Origin of the sequence: Kitasatospora sp. NPDC007106 (assembly GCF_040634455.1) — a bacterium.
In the GTDB taxonomy this organism is placed as follows: Bacteria; Actinomycetota; Actinomycetes; order Streptomycetales; family Streptomycetaceae; genus Kitasatospora; species Kitasatospora arboriphila.
Genome location: NZ_JBEYFP010000929.1, coordinates 1 through 2,168, shown reverse-complemented (window position 1 = coordinate 2,168; position 2,168 = coordinate 1). Strand labels below are relative to the sequence as shown.

General features: G+C 72.7%; 2 protein-coding genes. One reads left to right on the top strand and one right to left on the bottom strand.

Annotated elements, in window-relative coordinates:
* Positions 1-905 (bottom strand): ABC transporter substrate-binding protein (locus ABZ641_RS34135; protein WP_359988202.1); only part of this gene is annotated, 905 nt, incomplete at its 3' end.
* A gap of 584 nt (positions 906-1,489) precedes the next feature.
* Between ABZ641_RS34135 and ABZ641_RS34130 the strand changes: the two genes are divergently transcribed.
* Positions 1,490-2,168: alpha/beta fold hydrolase (locus ABZ641_RS34130; RefSeq protein ID WP_359988200.1), on the top strand; the 679-nt coding region annotated here is incomplete at its 3' end.

Genomic DNA, 2,168 nt, shown 5'->3' with positions numbered 1-2,168 from the left:
GTGGCCGGGTCGGAGGAGGTACCGGGCAGGGTGCCGGCGCAGTCGTAGTTGTCGGTCATCAGGGTGTTGAACTGGTCGCCCAGGATCGCCCGGGCCTGGTCGGGGCCGACGCCCGCGCTGTGCAGCACGGGCCCCGTCCAGCCGGCCTGCCGCAGCTGCTTGAGGACGGGCAGGATGACGCCGGTGACGCTGCTGAGGTAGATCGCGTCGGGCTTGGCGGCGAGCACCGCGCCGACGGCGTTGCCGTAGTCGGTCGCGCCGAGCGGGAAGTCGGCGGAGGCGGCGATCCGGATGCCGTTGGCGCGGGCCGCCAGGCCGACCAGCTCGGTGAGGCCCTCCCCGTAGGGCTCGCCCTTGGCGGTGATCACCCCGAGCGACTTCGCGCCGAGCTTCTGCTTGGCGTAGGCGAGGCAGCCCGGCACGTAGGTGTGCGAGCCCCCGCGGGTGAGGTACAGGTGGGGGTCGAGGTCGAGGATGCTCGGGTAGGAGCTGTCCAGGACGTTGATCATCGGGACGGGCTTGCGCTTGAGTTGCGGGGCGTAGGTCGCCGAGCCCAGGCCGTAGGCGACGACCGGCAGCCGCTGCGCCTGGGTCATCTCGCGCAGGGCGGTGACACCGGTGGTGGCCGGGTCGGACTTGTCGTCGGCGTAGACGATCTCCAGCGTGTGCCGCCGGCCGGCGACGGTGAAGCCCTGCCGGTTGAGCTCCTCGACGCCCATGGTCATGGCCTTCTTCTCGGCCGGACCGAGGGTGGAGTAGACGCCGGACAGCGACAGCAGGGCGCCGATCCGCACGCGGTCCCCGTCCGCTCCGGCGGAGCCGGAGCCGGAGCCGGAGCCGCAGGCGGCCGAGGACAGGACGGTCGTGGCGGCCAGGACGACGGCCGCGGCGCGCGATACACGCATGGGGGTACCTCCGGGGTGGGGGGTTGCTGGATGGCCGGGTGCACGTGGGGCACGGAGGCGGTGCCCGGGGTGTCCGGTGGGTATTCGGGAGGGTCGGTCCTCCGTCCGGCCGCCGCTCGGGGCCATGCCGGAAAAGGGGGAGGAACGCGCGCGGACTGCCATCCGCAGGGGAATCCGCCCGCCTGGGCCGTGCGTGGTGAGAACGCCCGGAGTGTGAATTCCGGTCGGCTTTGCGGGCAGGTTCAGGACTGTACTTCGCTACTCGCCGGTAGCACCAGCCGGATTCGGATTCGAATCGGCAACGGAGGTCACCTCGGCGCACCGCCGGGGATCTGCGCGGAAAACTCGCCGCCAGCCATTGTTCGACAATGTCGAGTGCGGTAGCGTCAGAACAGAACCTGCGCAATTCGGCAGCCCGGGCCATTCATGCCCGCCGCGCCCCGATCCGCGGCTCGGCGCCCACCGCCCGACGCGCGCCGCAGATCCCCCGCTCTCCCCCGGCCGCGCGTTCCGCGCTCTCCGCGCCGCCCGCGCCACCGGCCGCCACCGGCCGCCACACACGACAGCCCCCGAGGAACCGTCACATGTTCACCTTCAGAAGCGAAGACGGCCTGCAGATCCACGTCCACGCGTGGGCACCGGACGGGCCGCCCCGCGGCCTGGTCCAGATCTCCCACGGCATGGGCGAACACGCGGCCCGCTACGACCACTTCGCCCGGGCGCTGACCCGGCGGGGCTACGCCGTGTACGCCGACGACCACCGCGGCCACGGGCTGACCGTCAGCCACGTCCCCGGCCACCTCGGCGACGACGGGTGGAACCGGCTGGTCGACGACATGGTCGCACTGTCCGAGCTGATCCAGCGCCGGCACCCGGGGCTGCCACTCGTCCTGGTGGGCCACAGCCTCGGTTCGTTCGCCGCCCAGCAGTACGTGCTCGGGCACTCCGAGCTGCTGGCCGGGGTCGCGCTGTCGGGCACCGCGGCGCTGGACCGGCTCATGGCCCACCTCGCCGAGGCCGACGGCGACGTCATGGACGCCTTCAACTCCGCCTTCGAGCCCGCCCGGACGCCCGGTGACTGGCTCAGCCGCGACGAGGCGCAGGTCGACGCGTACCTCGCCGATCCGCTCTGCGGCTTCACCCTGGACGACCAGGGCATGTCCGACCTCGCGGCGGCCGGAGAGCGGCTCAGCACGCCCACGACCGTCCGGCCCGACCTGCCGGTCTACGTGGCGGTGGGCGACCGCGACCCGCTCAACCGCG